At 63.9% G+C, this 18290-nt stretch carries 15 protein-coding genes and 5 tRNA genes; 5 read left to right on the plus strand and 15 right to left on the minus strand.

From position 1 onward, the window contains the following. Positions 1–77 precede the first annotated feature (77 nt). Positions 78–980, minus strand: coding sequence for a LysR family transcriptional regulator (locus tag PQR02_RS32460; RefSeq protein WP_408241354.1), 903 nt, complete (start codon positions 978–980; stop codon positions 78–80). A 178-nt stretch (positions 981–1158) separates the two neighbouring features. Here PQR02_RS32460 and PQR02_RS32465 point away from each other — a divergent pair, with 178 nt between their 5' ends. After that, positions 1159–2010, plus strand: coding sequence for a (S)-2-haloacid dehalogenase (locus tag PQR02_RS32465; protein ID WP_408241357.1), 852 nt, complete (start codon positions 1159–1161; stop codon positions 2008–2010). Between the two features lie 104 nt (positions 2011–2114). Continuing rightward, a complete protein-coding gene (aceB, locus tag PQR02_RS32470; RefSeq protein ID WP_408241360.1) occupies positions 2115–3716 on the plus strand; it encodes a malate synthase A in 1602 nt (533 codons plus the stop codon). 202 nt (positions 3717–3918) lie between these two features. On the opposite strand, the gene PQR02_RS32475 is transcribed toward aceB, so the two are convergent. Further along, entirely contained in the window at positions 3919–4320 is a 402-nt protein-coding gene (locus PQR02_RS32475; RefSeq protein WP_408241363.1) for a gamma-glutamylcyclotransferase family protein, read from the minus strand. A gap of 63 nt (positions 4321–4383) precedes the next feature. After that, positions 4384–4878 carry a ribonuclease E activity regulator RraA gene (rraA, locus tag PQR02_RS32480; protein ID WP_408241366.1) on the minus strand — a complete coding sequence of 165 codons (495 nt, stop codon included), beginning with the start codon at positions 4876–4878 and terminating at the stop codon, positions 4384–4386. 191 nt (positions 4879–5069) lie between these two features. Here rraA and PQR02_RS32485 point away from each other — a divergent pair, with 191 nt between their 5' ends. Next, a complete protein-coding gene (locus PQR02_RS32485) occupies positions 5070–5969 on the plus strand; it encodes an AraC family transcriptional regulator (RefSeq protein WP_408241369.1) in 900 nt (299 codons plus the stop codon). Between the two features lie 17 nt (positions 5970–5986). On the opposite strand, the gene PQR02_RS32490 is transcribed toward PQR02_RS32485, so the two are convergent. From PQR02_RS32490 to gltX, 7 genes are all read right to left on the minus strand, one after another. Then, positions 5987–6451, minus strand: coding sequence for a GNAT family N-acetyltransferase (locus PQR02_RS32490; protein WP_149668244.1), 465 nt, complete (start codon positions 6449–6451; stop codon positions 5987–5989). 142 nt (positions 6452–6593) lie between these two features. Next, positions 6594–6670 (minus strand) — tRNA-Asp (locus PQR02_RS32495). 83 nt (positions 6671–6753) lie between these two features. Beyond that, positions 6754–6829 (minus strand) — tRNA-Glu (locus PQR02_RS32500). A gap of 61 nt (positions 6830–6890) precedes the next feature. After that, positions 6891–6967: transfer RNA gene (locus tag PQR02_RS32505), tRNA-Asp, on the minus strand. A 103-nt stretch (positions 6968–7070) separates the two neighbouring features. Continuing rightward, positions 7071–7146 (minus strand) — tRNA-Glu (locus PQR02_RS32510). 162 nt (positions 7147–7308) lie between these two features. Further along, positions 7309–7384: transfer RNA gene (locus PQR02_RS32515), tRNA-Ala, on the minus strand. A gap of 123 nt (positions 7385–7507) precedes the next feature. Then, on the minus strand, positions 7508–8917 hold the full coding sequence (gltX, locus tag PQR02_RS32520) for a glutamate--tRNA ligase (RefSeq protein WP_408241373.1): 1410 nt from the start codon (positions 8915–8917) through the stop codon (positions 7508–7510). 496 nt (positions 8918–9413) lie between these two features. On the opposite strand from gltX, the gene PQR02_RS32525 reads away from it, so the two are divergent. Next, on the plus strand, positions 9414–10361 hold the full coding sequence (locus tag PQR02_RS32525) for a patatin-like phospholipase family protein (protein WP_408241376.1): 948 nt from the start codon (positions 9414–9416) through the stop codon (positions 10359–10361). A 184-nt stretch (positions 10362–10545) separates the two neighbouring features. Here PQR02_RS32525 and PQR02_RS32530 read toward each other — a convergent pair whose 3' ends face one another. The 5 genes from PQR02_RS32530 to PQR02_RS32550 form a co-directional block, all read right to left on the minus strand. Further along, positions 10546–11211, minus strand: a complete 666-nt coding sequence (locus tag PQR02_RS32530) for a C40 family peptidase (RefSeq protein ID WP_408241379.1) — start codon at positions 11209–11211, stop codon at positions 10546–10548. Positions 11212–11349: 138 nt separating this feature from the next. After that, positions 11350–12978, minus strand: coding sequence for an ABC transporter ATP-binding protein (locus PQR02_RS32535; RefSeq protein WP_408241382.1), 1629 nt, complete (start codon positions 12976–12978; stop codon positions 11350–11352). Next, the gene (locus PQR02_RS32540) at positions 12975–14081 is read right to left on the minus strand and encodes an ABC transporter permease (RefSeq protein ID WP_408241385.1); all 1107 of its coding nucleotides are present in this window, start codon (positions 14079–14081) and stop codon (positions 12975–12977) included. The genes PQR02_RS32535 and PQR02_RS32540 overlap by 4 nt, the downstream gene beginning before the upstream one ends. Then, positions 14081–15118 carry a microcin C ABC transporter permease YejB gene (locus PQR02_RS32545; protein WP_408241388.1) on the minus strand — a complete coding sequence of 346 codons (1038 nt, stop codon included), beginning with the start codon at positions 15116–15118 and terminating at the stop codon, positions 14081–14083. The genes PQR02_RS32540 and PQR02_RS32545 overlap by 1 nt, the downstream gene beginning before the upstream one ends. A 69-nt stretch (positions 15119–15187) precedes the next feature. Further along, positions 15188–17098, minus strand: a complete 1911-nt coding sequence (locus PQR02_RS32550) for an extracellular solute-binding protein (protein WP_408241391.1) — start codon at positions 17096–17098, stop codon at positions 15188–15190. A gap of 255 nt (positions 17099–17353) precedes the next feature. On the opposite strand from PQR02_RS32550, the gene fabI reads away from it, so the two are divergent. Then, the gene (fabI, locus tag PQR02_RS32555) at positions 17354–18145 is read left to right on the plus strand and encodes an enoyl-ACP reductase FabI (RefSeq protein ID WP_408241394.1); all 792 of its coding nucleotides are present in this window, start codon (positions 17354–17356) and stop codon (positions 18143–18145) included. Positions 18146–18290 lie beyond the last annotated feature (145 nt).

Genomic DNA, 18290 nt, shown 5'->3' on the forward strand with positions numbered 1-18290 from the left:
GGGTCGCTCAACGGCAAATCCGCTGGCGTTCGCAAACTCGCGGGAACACGGGCGCGCTCGCGGGACGCCGCTCGACGTCATCCCCAGTACCCCGGATGGCCATACGTATGTTTGAGAAAATCCAGAAACAGCCGCACCCGCAGCGGCAGATGGCGGCGCTGCGGAAACACCGCGTGGATGCCGATCGGCGGCGCGGCGAACTCGTCGAGCACGCTCACCAGCCGCCCGGCCGCGATTTCCTCGCCGACTTCCCACCACGAGCGCCACGCAAGTCCATAGCCGTCCAGACACCACTCGTGCAGCACCGCGCCGTCCGAGCACTCCATCGTGCCGGACACCTTGATCGAGACGACCTTGTCGTCCTGCTGGAACACCCAGCCGCGCTGCTGGTTGGCGCTCGCGCCGAGCGCGAGGCAGTTGTGCTGCGCGAGATCGGCGAGGCTGTGTGGCGCGCCGCGCCGGCTCAGATACGCCGGCGACGCCACGCACACGCGGCGGTTTTCGCCGAGCTTGAGCGACACCAGCGACGAATCCGGCAATTCGCCGAGACGCACCGCGCAATCAAAGCCCTCGTTGACCAGATCGACGAGCCGGTCGGACAGGTCGAGCGTGATCGACACGTCCGGGTGCGCGACCGTGAACTGGGGCACCAGCGGGGCCACGTGCCGCCGTCCGAAGCCCGCCGGCGCCGACAGCCGCAAATGGCCGCTCGCTTTCACGCCGCCCGCCGACACGCTGGCTTCGGCGTTCTGCATATCGTGAATGATGCGCTGGCAGTCCTCGAGGAAGGCCGAGCCTTCGAAGGTCAGCGTGATCTTGCGGGTCGTGCGCACTAGCAGCTTGACGCCGAGGCGCTCTTCGAGCGCGTCGATGCGGCGGCCGATGATCGCCGGCGCGACCCCCTCGGCCAACGCGGCCGCGGACAGGCTGCCCTTGGCCGCGACATTGACGAAAGTTTCGATCTGCTTGAAACGATCCATGAGCGAGGTGCGCCGCGACGCCCCGAAATGAAGTCCGCCGGGGCGCTACGCAGCAAAGTGGGCGGTGCGCGCCAGATTAGATGCATGAAAGTAAAAGATCAAGTGATGTTTAGGCTCTTTTTTTGCGTTGATCGTCACTAATACAATCCGTCTCGACCTCTGACAGGAGCGCACGGCAATGTCGGCCACAACGACACCCTTTCCAACCGCAGTGATTTTCGATGCGTACGGCACGCTTTTCGACGTGCATTCGGTGATCGCTGCCGCCGAGCAGATGTTCCCGGGCCACGGCAATGCAGTGTCGCAGTTGTGGCGCCAGAAGCAGATCGAATACACGCAATTGCGCACGCTGGCCGATGCGTCGGAAACGCCCGGCGCGCATTACCGCCCGTTCTGGGATATCACGCTCGACGCACTGCGCTTCGCCGCGAAAAAACTTCAGCTCACGCTGGGCCGCGCCGCCGAGAAGCGGCTGATGGACGAATACGCTTGCCTGTCCGCTTTCCCCGACGCCGTATCCGCGCTGCGTATGCTGCGCGAGCCGGCGGCGAGTCCCCCGACGCCGCAGACGCCGGCGCACAGCGAATCGGCCCCACGGCGCGTCGGTCTCGCGGTCTTGTCGAACGGCAATCCGCAGATGCTCGACATCGCGCTCAAAAGCGCGGGGATGAACGACCTGTTCGACCACGTTCTCTCCGTCGACGCCGTGCGCGCCTACAAACCCTCGCCCGCCGCTTATGCGCTCGGCACGCAAGCCTTCGGCGCGCCGCCGCGCGAGATCGTCTTCGTGTCGTCGAACGGCTGGGACGTGGCAGGCGCGGCATGGTTCGGCTTCACCACTTTCTGGCTCAACCGGCAAAACGCTCCGCTCGAAGAACTCGGCGTCACGCCGCATGGCACGGGCAGCGGGATGAGCGATCTGCTTGCTTTTCTGCGGACCCTCGCGCCGCCTGGGCGCCCGGGAAGCGACCCGGGCAACAGCCCCGGCACGCCTCGCGGCAGCCGTACGCGTCACAGCCCCGGCACATGACGGCTGCAACCGGCCGCTACTGCTCCGATCCGCTTCATCACGCCCAACAACAACTGCTTTTGAACATTTGCATTTTTGCAATCTGACCGACCAAGGAGAAAACAATGGCGAATTCGCTGACATCGTTGTCGCTGCCGCAGGGCATGGAAATCTCGGCCGAGATCAAGCCGGGCTACGGGGCGATCCTCACGCGCGAAGCGCTCGAACTCGTCGCCGCGCTGCATCACACGTTCGAACCGCGCCGTCAGGAACTGCTGCAGGCGCGCGCGGAACGCACCAGGCGGCTCGACGCCGGCGAGCGTCCCGACTTCCTCGCCGAAACGAAAAGCGTGCGCGACGGCGACTGGACCATCGCGCCGCTGCCGCGCGATCTGCAATGCCGCCGTGTGGAGATCACCGGGCCGGTCGAGCGCAAGATGATCATCAATGCGCTGAACTCGGGCGCGGATTCGTACATGACGGATTTCGAGGATTCGAATGCGCCGAGCTGGGATAACCAGATCGTCGGCCACATCGATCTGAAGGACGCGGTGCGCCGCACGATTTCGCTCGACCAGAACGGCAAGTCGTACAGGTTGAACGACAAGGTCGCGACGCTGATCGTGCGTCCGCGCGGCTGGCATCTCGACGAGAAGCACGTGAAGGTGGACGGCAAGCGCGTGTCGGGCGGCATCTTCGACTTTGCGCTCTTTATGGTGCACAACGCGAAGGAACTGATCGCGCGCGGCTCGGGCCCGTATTTCTATCTGCCGAAGATGGAGAGCCATCTGGAAGCGCGCCTGTGGAACGAGATCTTCGTCGCCGCGCAGGAGGCGGTCGGCGTGCCGCGCGGCACGATTCGTGCTACGGTGCTGATCGAGACGATCGTCGCCGCGTTCGAAATGGACGAGATCCTGTACGAACTGCGTGAACACAGTTCGGGCCTGAACGCCGGCCGCTGGGACTACATCTTCTCGGCGATCAAGAAGTTCAAGGCCGACCGCGATTTCTGCCTCGCCGACCGCTCGCAGATCACGATGACCGCGCCGTTCATGCGCGCGTACGCGTTGCTGCTGCTGAAGACCTGCCATCGCCGCAACGCGCCGGCGATCGGCGGCATGAGCGCGCTGATTCCGATCAAGAACGACCCTGCGGCCAACGACAAGGCGATGGCCGGCGTGCGCTCGGACAAGGCGCGCGATGCCCGCGACGGCTATGACGGCGGCTGGGTCGCGCATCCGGGCCTCGTGCCGATCGCGATGGAAGAGTTCGTCAAGGTGCTCGGCGACAAGCCGAACCAGATCGGCAAACAACGCATCGACGTGCTCGTCACCGCGACCGACCTGCTGGACTTCCGTCCGGAGACGCCGATCACCGAAGGCGGCTTGCGCAACAACATCAACGTCGGCATTCACTACCTGGGCTCGTGGCTCGCGGGCAATGGTTGCGTGCCGATTCACAACCTGATGGAAGACGCGGCCACCGCGGAGATCTCGCGCTCGCAGGTGTGGCAATGGATTCGCTCGCCGAAGGGCAAGCTCGACGACGGCCGCAAGGTGACGGTCGAACTCGTGCGCGAGCTGTCGGCGCAGGAACTCGACAAGGTGAAGCAGGCCGTGGGCGGCGATACGAAGCCGTATGAGCGCGCCGCGCAGATCTTCGAACAGATGTCGACGTCGGAGCAGTTCACCGACTTCCTGACGTTGCCGTTGTACGAGGAACTCTGAGGCTGTCGACGCGCTTCATGCGTGAACGCAATCAGGAGCGGCACCGCACGATGCCGCAGCAAGCTAGCCTTCACGTGCCTTGCGTGGCGCGAAGGCGGCTTGAGTCGCAAGACTGACCGACCGGACGGCCCGACAGGCTTACGCTTGCCGGGCCACTTTTTTGGCACACTTGAACACGCTTTGCCGCATGCGATGCGCCCGCTCAGCGCGTTCGACGATACTCGACCCAATCGCCCGATCTGATTTCGGGCAAGCCCTTCACCGCATTCGGAGGGACCGGATAGAAGCGGCAGTTCACGACATTGCCGCCCACTTTCACCATCACCTCGCGCGCAAGGAAGCGATCCTCGACCCCCGGATACACGGCTTCGATTTCGTCGAGCACCGCGACCAGCTCATCGTCGATTTCGTAGACGTCGCCGATCACGTCGACGCCCGCTTCATCGGCGACGAGGCCCGGATACGAGCCGAAGTCGTACAGATGGCCGCGCACGGCGGCGGTGCCGAGCAGAGTCGGCGCGGCGATGTCGTTGCGCGCCGCGGCTTCGCTGATGTCGTTCACTTCACCGGCACGCAACGTGCCGTAGACAAAGACGGTCTGCATCGTCGTTTGCTCTCCTTGGATGAGGGTTGGCTGGCTCGATTCGAGCCGACTTCAAATGCCGTTTCAGTTCAGCGCCGCGCTCGCGACGAGCACGCCGTCGAGATCCGCGTAAATCCATTCGCCGGGACGCACGAGCGCGCCGGGCAACTGCACCGCCACGTCGCGTTCGCCGGCGCCGCGCTTCTGGCCGCGGCGCGGACAGGTCGTGAGCGCCGCCACGCCGGTGTTGACTTCGTTGAGTTCCAGCGCATCGCGCACGCAGCCGTTCACCACGATGCCCGCCCAGCCGTTCTGTTCCGCGATCCGCGCGAGGGTGCCGCCGACCAGCGCGCAGCGCAGGCTGCCGCCGCCGTCGACCACCAGCACGCGGCCCGCCCCTTTCTCTTCGAGCACGGTCCGCACGAGCGCATTGTCTTCGAACACTTTCAGCGTCACGGCCTCGCCGCTGAAGCACTCGGTGCGGCTGAACAGGTGAAACACCGGCTCGAGCACGCGCAACGTGCCGAGCGCCAGCTGATCTTCGTGCGCGTCGCACAAGTCCGCGGTGGCAAAGCTCATGACGTTCTCCTTGGATGCGGGCAATCGGGACATTATGCATCGGACGAATGGGGGCAACATCTACAATGACAAGGCTCGCTGGGCTCGTGAGGCCCGGGCTGCGACTGCAAAGCTTGCGCAGGCGCAATTTCGTGCGCCACCTGTTCCGGTACTCGCTGTCCGGATCCACCTTCGCCCCTTCGCGTTTAACCATGACTTCGTCCGCCGACTCCGCGCCGTCGAGCTTCGTCCGCTTCGCAGACATTCCGCCCGAGTTCCAGCCGACCGAGACGCATCCGATCCGCGTGCGCTCGCGGCAAATGCCGTCGGGCTGGCGTATCGCGCGTCACACGCATGCGTGGGCGCAGGTGGCCTATGCGTCGCGCGGTGTACTGCGCGTTGCGACGACCGGCACCACGTGGATGGTGCCGCCGTCGCGCGCGATCTGGGTACCGCCGCATGTGACGCACGAAGTGGTGGCCGTCGAAGACGCTTTCCTGCGCACGCTCTACATCACCGAAAGCACCGTGCCGGCCGGGCTGGATTCGCCGCGCGTCGTCGAAGTGTCGGATCTGCTGCGCGAAGTGATTGCCGCGCTCGACACCGCTGGCATTTCGGCCACGCGCGAACGGCTGCTCGGCGCGCTCGCGCTCGACGAGCTGACGCGCTCGGAACCGCTGCCGCTGTCCGTGCCGATGCCCAACGAAAAGCGTCTGCGTGCGCTCTGCGAAGCCGTGATCGCAGACCCGACGCACGGCGAGTCGCTCGAACAATGGGCATCGAGTGTCGGCGCGAGCACGCGCACGATCGCGCGGCTGTTTCGCCAGGAATTGGGGGTGAGCTTTTCGCAATGGCGTCAGCAGGCGATTCTGGCGCGCGCGATTCCGCTCCTGAGCCAGGGTCGGCCGCTCTCGCATGTCGCGCGGGAACTCGGCTATCAAAGCCAGAGCGCGTTTTCCGCGATGTTCCGGCGCGCGTTCGGTGAAAGTCCGCGCGCATTTATCGAGCGGGGCTCGGAACATCGCGCGCAAAACGGCGAACACGACGACGTGGAGACGGATGAAGAAACCGCGCAAGGCCGCCCGGATGCGTCGGGTGCTCCGGCACGCTGATCGGCGATTGCGGGATTTCAGACCCGCCGCGCCAGATGACGGATCGCGCCGAGTTGCGCAAGACGCGGCCCCGCGAGCTTGTAGCCCTTGCGCTGATACAGCCGCGCGGCGGGGTTGTCGACGAACACACGTAGTTGCAGCTCGCGCAGCCCGCGCTCGCGCGCCCATTGATGCGAGATGTCGAGCAGATACGTGCCGGCGCCGAGCCGGCGATGTCCTTCGGCAATCTGCACGTCGCGGATATGCAGCGAGTCGCCTTCCTCCGTGATGCGCAGCACGCCGATCGGCTGGCCGTCCACTTCGAGAATGAAATTCTCCGATTCGCGCCAGCTGCCGAGAAACAGATCGCCCCGCCAGACCAGATGGTGACGGCGATAGTAGCCGCCCATGTTGTTGCGGGTCAGCGCCTCGGCGAACTCGAAATCGTCCATGCTGGCAACGCGCAGATGAAACGGCGACGGAGCTTCGGTGGGATCGAACATGGTGGATCGGCGAAGAAGTGTCGGTCAACGGTAAAACAGGCCGCGCGCGCTGGCAATGGCTGTTTTTCCCGAGCATACCCGGGCAGGATGGTCGGCAGAAATAAAAAAAGCCCACTTCTTTCGAAGTGGGCTTTCTCAAATCTGGCGGAGCGGACGGGACTCGAACCCGCGACCCCCGGCGTGACAGGCCGGTATTCTAACCAACTGAACTACCGCTCCAGATTTTTTGCACCGCGGCTTATGAGCGACGCTCATTCGCCTGCTGCACCGTTCAAACTTCCAACCGAACGACACCGCTGTTCTGGCGTCCCCTAGGGGATTCGAACCCCTGTACTCACCGTGAAAGGGTGATGTCCTAGGCCTCTAGACGAAGGGGACAACGTACTGCTTACACCTTTAATGAAAAAGCCCGTTCAGATATGAATGAACGGGCTTTGTCTGGCGGAGTGGACGGGACTCGAACCCGCGACCCCCGGCGTGACAGGCCGGTATTCTAACCGACTGAACTACCACTCCAGTCTTTACACCTTAGCTTGCGAGCGTCGGTTCATTCTCTGCAAGCTGCGCTGCTTTACTGTCCATCGAGCCGTAACTCGAACACTAAAGCGACGCTGATGTTTGGCGTCCCCTAGGGGATTCGAACCCCTGTACTCACCGTGAAAGGGTGATGTCCTAGGCCTCTAGACGAAGGGGACATAATCTTTTCAGATCTGTCTATAATTCGCTGCTAACTTACGCTAACTTGGCAGTTATTTCGTTGCGTCAGCTGCGAAGACCGCTATTCTAACTACGTTTGAGCCGCTTGTGAAGTCTTTTTTGCTACAACTTCCGGACTTCAGAACAACTTTACTCTATGTTGGTGGAGGTAAGCGGGATCGAACCGCTGACCTCTTGCATGCCATGCAAGCGCTCTCCCAGCTGAGCTATACCCCCTGCACATCAGAGAAACGAGATTTTAGAGGCCAATTTGCGCTTTGTAAATACCCTTTGAGCAATTACGTGCGACTTTTTTCAAGCCGCACGCAAACCCTCTCGACAGCTCGCGAACGCTCCCGATCAGCCCAGCGCTTTTTCAATGCGGCTCACCACGGCGTCACGCCCGAACAGCATCAGCACACTGTCGATCGACGGCGTATGTGTCGTGCCCGCCACCAGCAGGCGGACCGGCATCGCCAGTTGCGGCATTTTCAGCTTGTGCGCGCCGAGCGTCGCCTTGAACGCGGCGGCGATGGCTTCCTTAGTCCATTCGACGGTCTGCAGCGCGGTGGCCAGCTCGGCCAGCGCCGGACGCACCGCGTCGGTCACGTACTTCGCCAGCGATTCGGCGTCGGGCGCCGGTGTGCGATAGAACATCGCGGCGTTTTCGGCGATCTCCTTCACCGTCGACGCACGGTCCTTCAGCAAGCCCACCACTGCCGTCAGATCCGCGCCCTGCGCAAGCGCTGCTTCGTCGATACCCAAGCCGGCCAGGAACGGCTTGGCGAGCCCGGCGAGCCGCGCGTTATCCGCTTCCTTGATGTAATGCGCGTTGAGCCAGTTCAGCTTGTCATGGTCGTACTGAGCCGGCGACTTGCCCAAGTGCTCCAGGTCGAACCATTCGACGAACTGCTCGCGCGAGAACACCTCCGCGTCGCCGTGCGACCAGCCCAGACGCGCCAGATAGTTGACCACCGCCTCCGGCAGGTATCCGGCGTCGCGATAGCCGACCACGCTCATCGCGCCGTGGCGCTTGCTCATCTTCTCGCCCTGCTCGTTCAGCACGGTCGGCAGGTGCGCGTACACCGGCGTTTCGCCGCCGAGCGCGCGCAGGATGTTGATCTGCCGCGGCGTATTGTTCACGTGATCGTCGCCGCGGATCACGTGCGTGATGCGCATGTCCAGATCGTCGACCACCACGCAGAAGTTGTACGTCGGCGTGCCGTCCGGGCGCGCGATCACGAGGTCGTCGAGTTCTTCGTTCGAAATCTCGATACGGCCCTTCACGGCGTCGTCCCATGCAACCACGCCCGTCAGCGGATTACGGAAGCGCAGCACCGGCTGCACGCCTGCCGGCGGCTGCGGCAGGACCTTGCCCGGCTCCGGACGCCACGTGCCGTCGTAGCGCGGCTTTTCACCCGCTTCGCGTTGCCGCTCGCGCAGCGCGTCCAGTTCTTCCGTCGACATGTAGCACGGGTAGACGAGCCCCGCGTCCTGCATCTGCTTGAGCACCTCGCGGTAACGGTCCATGCGCTGCATCTGGTAGAACGGGCCTTCGTCGAAATCGAGGCCGAGCCACGCCATGCCTTCGAGAATGGCGTCGACGGATTCGCTGGTCGAGCGCTCGACGTCGGTGTCCTCGATCCGCAGCACGAAGGTCCCTTTCATCTTGCGCGCGAACGCCCACGGATAGAGCGCGGAGCGAATGTTGCCGAGGTGGATGAAGCCGGTGGGACTCGGTGCGAAACGGGTACGAACGGAGGTGGTCATTAGCGGTTACTCGGAAGACTGGCGCCGGCGCATGGGCGAACATGGCCCGTGAAGCCCGGCAGCGGACCGCGCCCATGCCGCACAAGGGCGTTGCATGGACACGAGGGAAATAAGTGCGAGAGCGGAATTATACCTTCCGCACGGGCTCGGTCGCCCTCGCCCGAATGGCCAGGAGCGGCGTGCCGCAGGGGCCAGGGTTGGTGTGCCGGAGAAGAGCCTGAGCGGCACGCATGCCGGAACAACGCACGCTCAAGCCGCGGCCACGCCGCTCTGGAATCACCCGCCACGTCCCTCGAACACTTCCTCTGCAACGTTTCATTACGAGGCCGCCGCGCGCATCGGGCTTTGATTTATGATGTGCGCGCGCTGCGGTTGGGGATAGGACCACGGCGCGCGGAATCGCCCCATGCGGCAATCCCGTCCGTTCTGACTATCAGTCTGATCGCGGCGACCGGCGACGCCGATTGCGTCGTTCGCGCCGTTGCTGGAGAACTCGTTGAAACCCTCGTCACCCCGTCTGGCCCGCCGCAACTTCTCGCTGGCGGCCGCCTCGGCCGTACTGGCCGCCTGCACCACGACCGGCGGCAGAACCGATAGCGCGCCGCTCGCCGCCGCGCCCACCGTCAACCCGCCGCCGCTCGACAAGCCGCAGCGGCCGATGCGCGTCGCGCTCGCGCTGGGCGGCGGCGCCGCGCGCGGCTTCGCGCACATCGGCGTGATCAAGGCGCTCGAAGCGCGAAACATCCAGATCGATCTGGTGGCCGGCACCAGCGCCGGTTCGGTGGTCGCCGCGCTGTACGCCTCGGGGATGAACGGCTTTGCCCTGAACAAGCTCGCGTTGACCATGGATGAAGCGTCGATCAGCGACTGGGCGATGCCGTTTCGCACACGCGGCTTTCTGCAAGGCGTCGCGCTGCAGAACTACTTGAACACGACGCTCAACAACCGCCCGATCGAGAAGATGGCGAAACCGCTCGGCGTGGTCGCCACCGATCTGAAAACCGGTCAGCCGATCCTGTTCCAGCGTGGCAACACCGGCATCGCGGTGCGCGCGTCATGCAGCGTGCCGTCGATTTTCGAGCCGGTGAAGATCGGCGGCCATGAATACGTCGACGGCGGCCTGGTGAGTCCCGTGCCGGCCTCGTTCGCGCGCAAAATGGGCGCCGATTTCGTGATCGCCGTGGACATTTCGCAGCGCCCGGAAAGCGGCCTGACCGCCAGTTCGTTCGACGTGCTGATGCAGACTTTCACGATCATGGGCCAGACGATCAAGGCCTATGAACTGGACAAGTACGCCGACGTCGTGATCCGGCCGAATCTGGCCGCAATGAGCGGCAGTGACTTCTCGCAGCGCAACGCGGCGATTCTGGCCGGCGAAGAAGCGGTGGCGAAGATGATGCCGGAGTTGCAACAGAAACTGGCCGCGCGTCGCACGACAGCGTAAGGGGTGGCGGGGAACACGCGTTGCGGTCGCGACCGGCATGGAGCAAGCAGGCGGGCGGCGGTGTAGCAACGACGCGATCAGTGCGAGTGCTGCGCCATCCCCAAAACACCCGCCCAAATAGAAAAAGCCTGCTTCGAACGAAGCAGGCTTTTTTATCGCTGCAAAACCACCAACCCAGCCGGCATCAGTTGTTGCCGCTGATCGTCGCAGTCACACGCTTGCGCAGATCCTCGCCTTCCTGGTACGACGCCTCGACCCGGCGCGCACCGGTGAAGCGTTTCTCCCAGTAGCCGCTATCCATGTCGTCGACGCGGATCGTGCTGCCCGTGGAGGGCGAATGCACGAACTTGTTGTCGCCGATATAGATACCGACATGCGAGAACGTGCGGCGCATCGTGTTGAAGAAAACCAGATCGCCCGGCTTCAGGTCGCTCACGCGAACCTTCTCGCCCACCCGGCTCATTTCCTCGGCACGGCGCGGCAAGGCCATGCCGAGCGTGTCCTGGAACACGTAGCGGACAAAACCGCTGCAATCGAGCCCCGAATCGGGCGTGTTGCCGCCCCAGCGGTAGCGCACGCCGATCATGTTCAGCGCGCCGACCACCACGTCGCCTGCTTTTCCGGCCACGCCGGACAGGAACGATTTGGCGCCGCTGTCGCTCTCGGGAGCGGCCACCTGCGAACTGGAAATGGACGAAAAATTCGACCCGCTGGGGGTCGAATAGGAGGCATTCTGATTAAAACTGCTTACTTCATCGGCGAACGCGCCGGGAGCTGCTGCCATCAAGACGCCAATGAACATCCCGGCGACGACGCGCGTGCAAGCCTGGGTTAGATTTCTGCGCTGCATTGGTCGGTAGTTATTGCCTAAAAATCAGGGGTCTACGGAAAAAAGTTTGGTCGATACTAGCCAGTAAGTATTCACATGTCAAAACAAATAGAAAAATACAATCGAGACACGCACCCAATTGGTGAAAGGGTTGAAAAATCAATGGTCAAGGGCCGCTTTAAGGAGCTTTCGAGTGTAAGGATGGGCAGGCGTCGCAAAAATCTTCTCGACATCGCCGGCTTCGACGATGGAACCGTTTTGCATGACCGCGACGCGATGCGCCATCGCCCCGATCACGGCCAGATCGTGGCTGATGAAAACGAAACCGAGGTTGTACTTCTGTTGCAAGCTGGCGAGTAGTTTCAACACCTGCTGCTGGATCGAGACGTCGAGCGCGCTCGTGGGTTCGTCGAGAATCAGCACGCGCGGCTCGAGCACCAGCGCGCGCGCAATTGCGATCCGCTGACGCTGGCCGCCGGAAAACTCATGCGGGTAGCGAAACAGCACCGTGCGGTCGAGGCCGACCTCGCGCAGCACCGACACCACCTTGTCGCGCCGCGCCTGCGGCGTCATCTGCGGCCGATGCAGAGCCAGCCCTTCGCCGACGATCCGCTCGATCGTCTGGCGCGGCGAAAGCGAGCTGAACGGGTCCTGAAAGACGACCTGCATGTTCGAGCGCAACGCGGTCTGTTCGGCGCCGCGATAGCTGCCGAGCCCCCTGCCCTGAAACTCGATTTCGCCGTGCGCGGTGCGTTGCAGACCGAGCAGCGCCATCGCCAGAGTCGACTTGCCGGAACCCGATTCGCCGACGATCCCGAGCGTCTCGCCCTGGCGCACGGACACGCTCGCGTCGGCGACCGCGCGAAACCGTCCCGAGCGGAACCAGCCGCCGAAGCCCGGCAGCTTCGTTTTGAAATCCACCGAGATCCCGCGCGCCTCGAGCAGCACGGGCGAGATCGGTAGCACCGGCGCCACCGTGCGCTGCGGCCGGCTCGCCAGCAGGCGCTGCGTGTACGGATGCTGCGGCGCCTCGAACACCTGCTCGACCGGCCCGCTCTCGACCAGCACGCCCCGCTCCATCACCGCGATACGCTGCGCGAAATGGCGCACCAGATTCAGGTCGTGCGTGATCAGCAGTACGGCCATGCCACGCTTTTCGGCTTCGTCGCGCTGCAACTCCAGCAGCAGATCGACGATCTGCGCGCGGATCGTCACGTCGAGCGCGGTGGTCGGCTCGTCGGCGAGCAGCAGTCTGGGACGGCACGCGAGCGCCATCGCGATCATCGCGCGCTGCCGTTGCCCGCCCGACAGCTGATGCGGATAGCTGTTCACGCGCTTGCCGGGTTCGGCGATACCGGTGCGCCCGAGCAGCGCGACCGCGCGCTTGCGCGCCTCGCCCGCCGACACGCCGTCGTGCACGACGATGGTCTCCGCGATCTGGTCGCCGACCGTATAGAGCGGATTGAGCGCGGTCATCGGCTCCTGGAAGATCATCGCAATGTCCGAGCCGCGCATGCCGCGCATCGCGCGTTCGCTTTTGCCGAGCAGATCCACGCCGTCGAAACGGATCGAGCCGCTCACCTGCGCGTCGCTCAGAAGCCGCAGAATCGACAGCGCGGTCACGCTCTTGCCCGAGCCCGATTCGCCGACCAGCGCCACCCGCTCGCCGCGCTGGATCGCGAGCGTGACGTCGCTCACCGCGACGGTGTCGCCGAAGCGCACGCGCAGATGGTCGAGTTCCAGCAGCGGCGGCGTCTGTTGCGCGTTGTTCTGAACCATTGCGCTCATTGATTGCCTCCGGCGCGCATCGCATCCGAGATGCGGGTATCGAGCGCGTTGCGCAGCGCGTCGCCCATGAAGGTCAGCAGCAACAGCATCGCGACCAGCACGCCGAAGGTGGACAACGAAATCCACCATGCATCGAGATTCGCCTTGCCTTGCGCGAGCAACTCACCCAGGCTCGGGGTCGGCGACGGCACGCCGAGGCCGAGAAAGTCGAGGCTCGTCAGCGCGAGAATCGCGCCGCTCATCCGGAACGGCAGGAACGTGATCACCGGCGTCAGGCTGTTGGGCAGCACGTGACGCCACATGATCTGCCAGTTCGACAGCCCCATCGCCCGCGCCGCGCGCACGTAGTCCTGATGGCGATTGCGCAGAAACTCCGCGCGCACGTAATCGGACAAGCCGATCCAGCCGAACAGCGACAGCAGCACGATCAGCAGAATGAAGCCCGGCTCGAAGATCGACGAGAAAATGATCAGCAGGTACAGCTCGGGCATCGCGCTCCAGATTTCGATCAGCCGCTGCCCGACGATATCGATACGTCCTCCGAAATAACCCTGCACGGCGCCCGCGGCGATCCCCAGTATCGTGCCGATCAGCGTGAGCACGAGCCCGAACTCCACCGACACCCGGAAGCCGTAGAGCAGCCGCGCGAACAGATCGCGCCCGCGGTCGTCGGTGCCGAGCCAGTTATCGCGCGACGGCGGCGCCGGGTTCGGCGCCTTCGAGAAGTAATTCAGCGTGTCGTAGTAGTAGCGGTTCGGCGGATAGAGCGCGAAGTTGCCCGGCGCGTCGAAACGATGCTTGATATGCGGATCGAGATAGTCGGCCGGGGTCGGGAAATCTCCCCCGAACGTGGTCTCCGCGTAGGTCTTGAAGAGCGGGAAGTACAGGTGGCCGTCGTAGCGCACCACCACCGGCTTGTCGTTCGACCACAGCGGGCCGGCGAGGCTCGCCGCGAACGCCACGACGAACACGATCAGACTCCAGTAGCCCAGCCGCTGCTGGCGAAACCGCTGCCATACGCGGCGCGCGGGCGAAGGCGACACGAACGCGCGCACGGGTTCGGCGCGCGCCGCAGCGTCGGCGGAAAGACGGGCTCGATTCATCAGCGCTCCAGTTGTTCGAATTGGATGCGGGGATCGACCCACACATAGCAGAGATCGGAGATCAGCTTGGTCGCGAGGCCGATCAGCGTGAACAGATACAGCGTGCCGAGCACGACCGGATAGTCGCGCCGCACCACCGACTCATACGACAGCAGCCCGAGCCCGTCGAGCGAAAACAGCGTCTCGATCAGCAGACTGCCGGTGAAGAACGCGCCGATGAATGCCGCCGGAAAGCCGACGACCAGCGGCAACAACGCATTGCGGAACACGTGCTTCCACAGCACGCGCTTTTCGGAGAGACCTTTCGCGCGCGCGGTCAGCACGTATTGCTTGCGGATCTCGTCGAGAAAGGCGTTTTTCGTCAGCATCGTGACGACCGCGAAACTGCCCACCACCGAAGCGGTGATCGGCAACGTGATGTGCCACAGATAGTCGACGATCTTGCCGCCCAGACTCAGCTGCGCCCAGTTGTCCGACGTGAGATTGCGCAGCGGAAACAGTTGCAGGAAGGTGCCGCCGCCGAACAGCACGAGCAGCAGCACCCCCAGCACGAAGCCCGGAATCGCGTAGCCGATCAGCACAACGAGGCTCGTCGCGATATCGAAGCGCGAGCCGTTGCGCACCGCTTTCGCGATGCCCAGCGGCACCGATATCAGATACGTGAGGAAGAAGGTCCACAGGCCGATGCTGATCGACACCGGCAGCTTCGACACGATCAGCGACCATACGCTTTGATGGCGGAAATAGCTCTGCCCGAGGTCGAAGGTCGAGAAGCGCTTGAGCATCAGCACGTAGCGTTCGAGCGGCGGCTTGTCGAAACCGTAAAGCTGCTTGAGTTGCGCGATCTGTTGCGCGTCGACACCGCTATGCGCGCGCAGACCGAACGGCGCGCCGTTCTCCGCGCCCTTGCGCAACTCGTGCTGCATCTGCTCGACCGGACCGCCCGGCACGAACTGGATCACGACGAAGGTCAGCGTGAGCACGCCGAGCAGGGTCGGGATCATCAGTAACAAACGTTTGAGGATGTAGCTCCACATGGGCGGTGTTCCGGTGCGAAGTGCGACGGCGGTGAATGAATGGCGCGTTCTGCGTGGCGGCGGTTCCGGCTACGGCTTCGGCGGCGAATGCGGCTGTGCTTGCGGCTGTGCTTGCGGCTGTGCTTGCGGCTGTGCTTGCGGCTGTTCTTGCGCCTGTGCCGCTGGTGATGCCTGCGGCTGCCCATACCACCACATCGACGTGATCCAGCCTTCCGCGCCATAGTACAGCGGCAGCGTTTTCGGCCACGCGAGGCCGCGCTTGAATGCGACCCGATGCGTGCCGCTATACCAGTGCGGCACCACATAGTAGCCATGCATCAGCAGCCGGTCGAGCGCATGCGTCGCGTCCACCAGTTGCTCGCGCGTCTGCGCGTGCACGAGCGCGTTCAGAACGGCATCGACCACGGGCGACTTCAGGCCGATCATGTTGTCCGACCCGTTGGTATCGGCGGCCTTGCTGCCGAAGCGCTCGATCTGCTCCGAGCCCGGCACCTGCACGTCCGGCATGCGGATTGTCGTGACGTCGAAATCGAACGCGTCCAGCCGCTTCTGATAGACCGCGTAGTCCGCCACCCGAAACGTCGCAGTGATACCCAGCTTCTGCAGATTGCGAATATAGGTGGCGACGATCGGCTCCATCTGCCCGCCCGAGCCGGAGTCGTCGAGGATCTCGAACTGGAACGGTTCGCCCCTGGCGTTACGCAAAGCGCCGTCGCGATAGGTCCAGCCGGCCTCCTGCAACAATGCGCGGGCCTGCAGCAGATTGGCGCGCAGCGAGCCCGGCGGATCGGTATCCGGCTGCTTCGGCGGCGGACCGAACACGGCGGGGTCGAGCTGCGCCCGGAACGGTTCGAGCAAGGCCAGCTCGCCCGGCGAAGGCAAGCCCTTCGCCTGCAAATCCGTGTTGGCAAAGAAACTGTCGATGCGCCGGTACTGGTTGTAGAAAAGCTGCCGGTCCAGCCACTGGAAGTCGAGCGCGAGATCGAGCGCCTTGCGCACGCGCACGTCCTGGAACAACGGACGCCGCGTATTCAGCATGAAGCCTTGCATGCCGGTGCCGTTGTGTTGCGGGAACTCGCGCTTGATCAGCTCGCCGCTGTCGAACTTCTTGCCGACGTCGCGCCGCACCCAGTTGCGCGCAATATACTCGACGAGCGCATCGTATTCGCCGGCCTTGAAGGCTTCGAGCCGCGCCGTGCTATCCGAGTACAGCTTGTAGACGATGCGATCGAAGTTGTACATGCCGGCGCGCACGGGCAACTGCGCGCCCCAATAATTCGGATCGCGCCGGTACGTGATCGTGCGGCCGTTGTCGTAGTGCTCGATCAGATAAGGTCCGCTGCCGATCGGCTTTTCGAATGCGAGTTGGTCGAACGGAATGCGGCTGCCGTCCGGCTTCATCCCCCACTTGCGCGAGAACACCGGCATGCCGCCCGCGAGCAGCGGCAATTCGCGATTGCGCTGGCGAAACTCGAAACGCACCGTTTGCGGATCGACCACCACCGCGCGCGTGATCTCGCCGAAAATCGACGCGAATTGCGGCGCGGCCTGCGGGCTCTTCAGCGTGTCGAGCGAGAACTTGACGTCGTCGGCGGTGACCGGATCGCCGTTCGAAAAGCGCGCGCGCGGGTTGATTTGGAAAGTCGCCGACAGGCCATCAGGCGCGATCTGGATGTCGTCGGCGAGCAGCCCGTAGGCGGACGCGACCTCGTCGCTGCTGCCGACGGTCAGGCTCTCGAACAGCAGGTCCACGCCGGGCGCCGTATTGCCGCGCAGCGTGAACGGATTGAATTTATCGAAGCTCGTGAGACGGCTCGGGTTGGCCAGCACCAGCGTGCCGCCCTTCGGCGCATCCGGGTTGACATAGTCGAAGTGCCGGAAGCCGGCCGGATATTTCGGCTCGCCGTATTGCGCGATTGCATGGGCCGCGTGGGCTTGCGGGGCGGCAAGCAAACCGGTGATGGCGAGCACGCAGGCCATGGCGGCAGCGCGTGCCGACCGCCCTGTGGGCCACGAGCGCGGCGCCACTGCGAGACCACTGCGCGAAGGTCCGTGAATCACGCTGCATCGAAATGCACGAGGCGTTTGAACCCGTCGCGAGCCAGTTGTCATAGGGGCCTTGTTGGTCAGTGGGCAATTGCAATGTGAGAGAATTCTACCCAATTAATCCGCGCAGTCCGCGCCGGCGGAGCGCTCAACATTCGTGCGCGGCGTGGCGACCGTTCAGGAGAGTCCATGGGCTTCCTCGCTGGCAAACGTATCCTGCTGACCGGCCTGTTGTCGAACCGTTCGATTGCGTACGGCATCGCGCAGGCCTGCAAGCGTGAAGGCGCCGAGTTGGCGTTCACCTATGTCGGCGAGCGCTTCAAGGATCGCATCACCGAATTCGCCAGCGAGTTCGGCAGCGACCTGGTGTTCCCCTGCGATGTCGCCGACGACGCGCAGATCGACGCCCTCTTCGCGTCGCTCAAGCAACACTGGGACGGTCTCGACGGCCTCGTCCACTCGATCGGCTTTGCCCCGCGCGAGGCGATTGCCGGGGATTTCCTCGACGGCATGACGCGCGAAAACTTCCGCATTGCGCACGACATCTCCGCGTATAGCTTCCCCGCGCTCGCCAAGGCAGCGCAGTCGATGTTCACGCCGGATGCGTCGCTGCTCACGCTGAGCTACCTCGGCGCCGAACGCGCCATTCCGAACTACAACACGATGGGGCTCGCGAAGGCCTCGCTCGAAGCGAGTGTGCGCTATCTGGCGGTTTCGCTCGGCGCGAAGGGTGTGCGCGTGAACGGCATTTCGGCGGGGCCGATCAAGACGCTGGCCGCGAGCGGCATCAAAGGCTTCGGCAAGATTCTCGAGTTCGTCGAACAGAACGCGCCGCTCAAGCGCAACGTGACCATCGAGCAGGTCGGCAATACCGCGGCCTTTTTGCTGTCGGATCTGGCGGCCGGCGTGACGGCGGAGATCGTGCACGTCGACAGCGGCTTTAGTGCGGTGGTCGGAGGGATGGCGGCCGTGGCGCAGTGAATGGCGGACGCGCGGGTCTGAGGCTGCTCGATATTGCTGATATGGCTTGATGAACGCGCTTCCGATAACTGCGCGCTTGACCAGCGCGTCACTTCAATCGTGGGCCTGCGTGCACAGCAGGCATTAAAAAACCGCCCCTGTGGGC

The organism is Paraburkholderia sediminicola (assembly GCF_046026895.1).
Taxonomy (GTDB): Bacteria; Pseudomonadota; Gammaproteobacteria; order Burkholderiales; family Burkholderiaceae; genus Paraburkholderia; species Paraburkholderia sediminicola_C.

Excerpts from the sequence above, each read along its gene's own strand:
- PQR02_RS32465 (WP_408241357.1), top strand. The coding sequence starts at position 1,159 with ATGTCGGCCACAACGACACCCTTTCCAACCGCAGTGATTTTCGATGCG.
- PQR02_RS32490 (WP_149668244.1), bottom strand. The coding sequence starts at position 6,451 with ATGTTCGATCCCACCGAAGCTCCGTCGCCGTTTCATCTGCGCGTTGCC.
- PQR02_RS32475 (WP_408241363.1), bottom strand. The coding sequence starts at position 4,320 with ATGCAGACCGTCTTTGTCTACGGCACGTTGCGTGCCGGTGAAGTGAAC.
- PQR02_RS32485 (WP_408241369.1), top strand. The coding sequence starts at position 5,070 with ATGACTTCGTCCGCCGACTCCGCGCCGTCGAGCTTCGTCCGCTTCGCA.
- fabI (WP_408241394.1), top strand. The coding sequence starts at position 17,354 with ATGGGCTTCCTCGCTGGCAAACGTATCCTGCTGACCGGCCTGTTGTCG.
- PQR02_RS32530 (WP_408241379.1), bottom strand. The coding sequence starts at position 11,211 with ATGCAGCGCAGAAATCTAACCCAGGCTTGCACGCGCGTCGTCGCCGGG.
- PQR02_RS32540 (WP_408241385.1), bottom strand. The coding sequence starts at position 14,081 with ATGAATCGAGCCCGTCTTTCCGCCGACGCTGCGGCGCGCGCCGAACCC.
- PQR02_RS32535 (WP_408241382.1), bottom strand. The coding sequence starts at position 12,978 with ATGAGCGCAATGGTTCAGAACAACGCGCAACAGACGCCGCCGCTGCTG.
- PQR02_RS32545 (WP_408241388.1), bottom strand. The coding sequence starts at position 15,118 with ATGTGGAGCTACATCCTCAAACGTTTGTTACTGATGATCCCGACCCTG.
- PQR02_RS32550 (WP_408241391.1), bottom strand. The coding sequence starts at position 17,098 with ATGGCCTGCGTGCTCGCCATCACCGGTTTGCTTGCCGCCCCGCAAGCC.
- PQR02_RS32460 (WP_408241354.1), bottom strand. The coding sequence starts at position 980 with ATGGATCGTTTCAAGCAGATCGAAACTTTCGTCAATGTCGCGGCCAAG.
- gltX (WP_408241373.1), bottom strand. The coding sequence starts at position 8,917 with ATGACCACCTCCGTTCGTACCCGTTTCGCACCGAGTCCCACCGGCTTC.
- rraA (WP_408241366.1), bottom strand. The coding sequence starts at position 4,878 with ATGAGCTTTGCCACCGCGGACTTGTGCGACGCGCACGAAGATCAGCTG.
- aceB (WP_408241360.1), top strand. The coding sequence starts at position 2,115 with ATGGCGAATTCGCTGACATCGTTGTCGCTGCCGCAGGGCATGGAAATC.